The organism is Raoultella sp. (assembly GCF_039594335.1).
In the GTDB taxonomy this organism is placed as follows: Bacteria; Pseudomonadota; Gammaproteobacteria; order Enterobacterales; family Enterobacteriaceae; genus Klebsiella.
This window is the reverse complement of record NZ_JBCNNS010000204.1, coordinates 1-5395: the sequence shown is the minus strand read 5'-3', so window position 1 is coordinate 5395 and position 5395 is coordinate 1. Positions and strand designations below refer to the sequence as shown.

Annotated in this window: 5 protein-coding genes; 1 reads left to right on the top strand and 4 read right to left on the bottom strand. The window is 55.4% G+C overall.

The features are described 5' to 3' along the window. Positions 1 to 437: 437 nt before the first annotated feature. The 4 genes from hemG to pepQ are packed head-to-tail and all read right to left on the bottom strand — an operon-like array spanning position 438 to position 4419. Positions 438 to 971: a menaquinone-dependent protoporphyrinogen IX dehydrogenase gene (hemG, locus tag ACZAHD_RS21350; protein WP_012543216.1), complete on the bottom strand. Its 534-nt coding sequence runs from the start codon at positions 969 to 971 to the stop codon at positions 438 to 440. A gap of 11 nt (positions 972 to 982) precedes the next feature. Then, the gene (trkH, locus tag ACZAHD_RS21345) at positions 983 to 2434 is read right to left on the bottom strand and encodes a Trk system potassium transporter TrkH (RefSeq protein ID WP_115656478.1); all 1452 of its coding nucleotides are present in this window, start codon (positions 2432 to 2434) and stop codon (positions 983 to 985) included. 39 nt (positions 2435 to 2473) lie between these two features. Beyond that, positions 2474 to 3088: an IMPACT family protein gene (locus tag ACZAHD_RS21340; RefSeq protein WP_008807924.1), complete on the bottom strand. Its 615-nt coding sequence runs from the start codon at positions 3086 to 3088 to the stop codon at positions 2474 to 2476. Continuing rightward, positions 3088 to 4419 carry a Xaa-Pro dipeptidase gene (gene pepQ / locus ACZAHD_RS21335; RefSeq protein ID WP_012969182.1) on the bottom strand — a complete coding sequence of 444 codons (1332 nt, stop codon included), beginning with the start codon at positions 4417 to 4419 and terminating at the stop codon, positions 3088 to 3090. The genes ACZAHD_RS21340 and pepQ overlap by 1 nt, the downstream gene beginning before the upstream one ends. A gap of 191 nt (positions 4420 to 4610) precedes the next feature. Between pepQ and ACZAHD_RS21330 the strand changes: the two genes are divergently transcribed. After that, the coding region (locus ACZAHD_RS21330) for an enoyl-CoA hydratase-related protein (protein ID WP_462458537.1) at positions 4611 to 5395 on the top strand (785 nt) is incomplete at its 3' end.

The window sequence follows — 5395 nt, the reverse complement described above, 5'->3', positions numbered from 1 at the left end:
AGGCCTGCCGCCAGCGTTCAATCTGAGCCATGATCAAACTCTTCAATTTAAGTTTGATGCTCGTGAATTAAACTTCGTAATGAATTACGCATGTTCACTCAGAGACTTGGTATTCATTTTTCGTCCGAGGACGTTAAGAATCCATGTCACTTTGAGTGCCCACACAGATTGTCTGATAAATTGTTAAAGAGCAGTGCCGCTTCGTTTTTCGCTGCGGCGCGGGGTCTGCATATTACGCTTTCCCGCTTCAGAGTCAAGCATTTATTTTTGCTTTTCTCTGCGAGGTTCTCACCGGAACCCCGCTGACCCGGCGGCTTGCTTGCCGTTGTTCCGTGTCAGTGGAGGCGCATTATAGGGAGTAATTCTGAGGTGACAAGGGGAAATTCAAAAAAACTTTTCGTTCGCTCGATTTTCCATCACAACGCGAGTTTTACGCGCTATTTGCGCGCCATTTGTGCGATTTCCCGAGCAAACCGGGATACCTGTTGCCAGTCGGTATAGACCACTTCTTTGCGGGTATCCGTTTCCCCCCCGGTCATTTTCATAATCAGGCGGATCATAAACCGATCGTACCAGCTGTAGCGCGGGTAGCGCAGCGCGCCGGCAAATACCGCGCAGCTCTGCGGCTGCCACGGCGAGTTCAGCAGAAACTTACGCGTATAGCTGTTGGTCTGCGGCGTGCGCTTCTCGGGTTTACGCGCCACCAGGTTAACAGAGAAGAATGCTCCCGGCAGCGCCTGCAATGATGCCAGATGCTTTTTCACAAAGCGGTCCACCGCCGGATGAAAGTGCCCGTAGCGAATCGACGCGCCGATGACCACCCGATCGTAGTGATGCCATTCGACGACATCGGTACGGTTCAGGTTCAAGGTGTCCGCGTCGATGCCCAGCTCTTTCAGCTCGGAGGCCAGAAACGAAGCGATTTCACGGGTCTGCCCGTCGCGGGTGGAGAAGAGTATTAAAGTTTTCACGAGCACTCCTGTTATTCGCGCCAGAAAGTGGGAGTAAAGAGCACCAGTAAGGTGAACACTTCCAGACGACCAAACAGCATATTAGCAATCAGGATCCATTTCGCGACCGGGTTCATAGTGGCAAAGTTGTCCGCGACAACGCCAAGCCCAGGCCCGAGGTTGTTCAACGTCGCCACCACGGAGGCGAAGGCAGAGAAATCATCCACCCCGGTGGCGATAATAGCCAACATACTAATGATAAAGACCAGCGCATAGGCGGAGAAGAACCCCCACACGGCTTCAAGAATACGTTCCGGCAAGGCGCGGTTACCTAACTTGATGCTATAAACCGCATTCGGGTGTACCAGACGCTTAAGCTCACGGTTGCCCTGCTTAAACAGCAACAGGATACGGATCACCTTTAAGCCACCGCCCGTGGAACCGGCACAGCCGCCGATAAATGCGGAGCAGAGCAGCAACACCGGCAGGAATAGCGGCCAGCGCGCAATGCTATCGGTAGTGAATCCCGCGGTGGTCGCCATCGACACCACCTGGAAAAATGCCTGATTCAGCGTCGTCAGCACCGACCCATACACGTTATGAAGCCATAGCACCAGCGTACAGATGATGACCAGCGTCAACTGGACGCCAATGAACATGCGAAATTCTGGGTCGCGCCAGTACACCTTCAGGCTGCGTCCGCTCAATAACGAAAAATGCAGACCGTAGTTACAGCCAGAGATCAGCAAAAAGATCGCGATGATAGAGTTAATCATCGGGCTATTGAAATAGCCGACGCTGGCATCGTGAGTCGAGAAACCGCCGATGGCGATAGTGGCAAAGCTGTGCCCAATCGCATCGAACGCCGGCATACCGGCAAACCAGAGCGCCAATGCGCAGGCTATCGTCAATAACACATAGATAAGCCACAGCGTCTTCGCCGTCTCGGCGATACGCGGGCGCATTTTGTTGTCTTTCAACGGACCGGGCATTTCCGCGCGGTAGAGCTGCATCCCCCCGACGCCGAGGATAGGCAGAATCGCCACCGCCAGCACAATGATCCCCATGCCGCCGAACCATTGCAGCATCTGCCGGTAAAAGAGGATTGCATGAGGTAATGAGTCCAAACCCACCAGGGTGGTCGCTCCGGTCGTCGTCAGGCCGGAAAATGACTCGAAGAAGGCATCGGTCACCGTCAGGTTCGGCTGCTCGGCGAAAATAAAGGGCAAGGCCCCCACGCTCCCCAGCACGGTCCAGAACAGCACCACAATCAGAAACCCTTCGCGGGATTTCAGTTCGCCTTTTTGTTTACGATGCGGCCACCACAGCATGGAGCCAATCGCCAGCGCAACAAAAAAGGTTTGCGTGAAGGCCCGCCCCGCGCCATCGCGATATATCAGGGCCACTAATCCCGGAACGATCATCGTCCCCGAAAATAAGATGACCAACAGTCCAACGATTCGGGTTATGGCGCGAAAATGCATCTCTGGCGCTTCCTTTGATAGGCAAAAAAACAGAGGGGATTATTCGTCAATCTTCAGTAATTGCAATGAACCGCGACTAAAATCAGCCAGTTTTGCTGAAAAAGCCGCCACTTCGGCCCGGGGAAGCGCCACGCGCAGCCGAACCGACGCCAGATATTCGCTTTCGACTACCTTCCCGGAGAATTGGGCGAGCAGCGCTTCGATACCGGCCAGTTGCCCATACTCACATTGCAAAGTATATGCTGTTAACGGTGTCTTGCGCTGCGTCGTCAGCTGCGCCAGCGCCTGATGAACACCGCCGCCATAGGCTTTCACCAGGCCGCCAGTGCCCAGCAGGATACCACCGTAGTAGCGCACGACGACAGCGGTTATCTCACCCACGCCGCACCCCATCAGTTGCGCCAGCATCGGTTTACCCGCCGTCCCCGCCGGTTCGCCATCGTCAGAAAACCCCAGCTGTTGCGAATCATCAGGCGGCCCGGCGACCCACGCCACGCAGTGGTGGCGGGCATCAGGGTGATCCGCTCTGACGGACTCGACAAACGCTTTTGCCGCCGCCACGCCGTCGGTATGCGCCAACAGCGTGATAAAACGGCTTTTTTTAATCTCCTCAACGACGGTAACCGGCGCCGCCGGGATTAACCAGCTTTCCATTACGCCAGCTTCAGATCGCGCGTCATATTTTCAATGCTGTTTTCGTGAACCACCACGTTATCTTCGATACGGATCCCGCCAAACGGCTTCATGGCGTCAATTTTCTGCCAGTTGAAGTGCTTGCTGAACGGGCCTTCACGCCACGGCGCCAGTAACGACTCGATGAAGTAGATGCCGGGTTCAATAGTCAGCACCATGCGCGGCTCGATAATACGGGTGCAGCGCAGATACGGGTATTTCGACGGCGCCGCCAAATGCGTACCGGTGTCATCCTGCATAAAGCCAGCGACATCATGCACCTGCAGACCCAGCGGATGGCCAATCCCGTGCGGCATAAACGGCCCGGTCAGGTCATTCTCCACCATCGCCTCTTCGCTTATGTCGGTAACCAACTGGTGTTTACGCAGTAGCTTTGCGATGCGCTGATGGAACTGGATATGGTAATCAACATAACGAGTCCCGGCCTTCATGGTGCTAATCAGCGCCAGCTGCTCGTCATTAACGTCTTTGATCAGATGGGCAAAGTCGTTGTCGCCGTGCGCCGCCCAGGTTCGCGTCAGATCCGCGGCATAGCCGTTATATTCTGCGCCAGCGTCGAGCAGGAAGCTGCGCATCTCCGCCGGGGCGCGATGATCCAGTTTGGTGTAGTGCAGGACGGAGGCATGCTCATTCAGCGCGACAATGTTGCTGTAAGGCACGTCGGTATCGCGGTGACCAGTGGCGGTGAGATAGGCCTGGTTGATATCGAATTCGCTCATCCCGGACTGGAAAGCTTCATAGGCCGCGCGATGACCATTGACCGCCGATTTCTGCGCTTCACGCATACAGGCCAGCTCGTAATCCGTTTTGTAAGCCCGATAGTAGTGCAGGTAATCGATAACCCCTTTCGGGTTGATCTTATCCGCAGCGATACCCAGCCCCAGCGCGCGCTCCGGTACCGGCCCAATATAACCGATATTACCGCGAGCGGCAGGTAGCTGGCTGCCGATGCCATCGGCCTTCGGCAGAGCAATGACGTCAACTTCTTCGGTCCAGAATGCGGTCGGTAGCGGCTCGACGTTGTGCCAGTAATCGACCGGCAGATAGAACCACAGCTTCGGTTTGTTAACGCCATCCACCAGCAGCCAGCAGTTAGGCACCTGCGTCACTGGCACCCAGGCTTTGAACTGCGGATTGACCTTGAACGGGTACGGGTGGTCGTCAAGGAAGACGTTAACCAGCTCACCGGAGTGAATCAGCAGCGCATCCATCTGAAAACGGGCCAGCACGTCGCGGGTACGTTCTTGTAGGGTAACAATATGATTTTTATAGAGCGCGGACAGGGATTCCATCTTTCATCCTTTGCTTTTATGGGATCGTGATACTCCGCATCTTAGCACATCACCCTGCGTGCGGGTGATTTCCGCCGGATGTGATCCGACCAGCAATTATTTAAAGAGTAATTTGCAATTCTTTAACATAAATTCCACACTCCGTTTCATCTGGTATGACCAGATCATATTGCTGGATTCAGGAGACTGACATGCTCTACAAAGGCGACACCCTGTACCTCGACTGGCTGGAAGATGGCATCGCCGAACTGGTGTTCGATGCCCCAGGTTCGGTCAACAAGCTTGATACCGCAACCGTAGCCAGCCTCGGTCACGCGCTGGACGTACTGGAAAAACAAAACGATCTCAAAGGTCTGCTGCTGCGCTCTGAAAAAGCGGCGTTTATCGTCGGCGCGGATATCACCGAATTCCTCTCGCTGTTCCTGGTCCCTGAGGAGCAGTTAAGCCAGTGGTTGCATTTTGCTAACAGCGTTTTCAATCGCCTGGAAGATCTTCCCGTCCCGACGATCTCTGCCGTCAATGGTTACGCGCTGGGCGGCGGTTGTGAATGCGTCCTGGCGACCGATTACCGCCTGGCGACGCCGGATCTGCGTATCGGTCTGCCGGAAACCAAGCTTGGCATTATGCCGGGCTTCGGCGGTTCTGTGCGTCTGCCACGCTTGCTCGGCGCCGATAGCGCGCTGGAAATTATTGCCGCCGGGAAAGACGTCGGCGCCGATCAGGCGCTGAAAATCGGCCTGGTGGATGGTGTGGTCGCAGCGGAAAAACTGCGTGACGGCGCGCTGGCGATCCTGCGTCAGGCGATTAATGGCGATCTGGACTGGAAAGCAAAACGTCAGCCGAAACTAGAGCCGCTGAAGCTCAGCAAAATTGAAGCTACCATGAGCTTCACGATTGCCAAAGGCATGGTCGCGCAAACGGCCGGGAAACATTACCCGGCGCCGATCACCGCGGTGAAAACCATTGAAGCCGCCGC

Coding starts and splice junctions, on each gene's coding strand:
- trkH (WP_115656478.1), bottom strand. CDS start 2,434: ATGCATTTTCGCGCCATAACCCGAATCGTTGGACTGTTGGTCATCTTA.
- ACZAHD_RS21340 (WP_008807924.1), bottom strand. CDS start 3,088: ATGGAAAGCTGGTTAATCCCGGCGGCGCCGGTTACCGTCGTTGAGGAG.
- pepQ (WP_012969182.1), bottom strand. CDS start 4,419: ATGGAATCCCTGTCCGCGCTCTATAAAAATCATATTGTTACCCTACAA.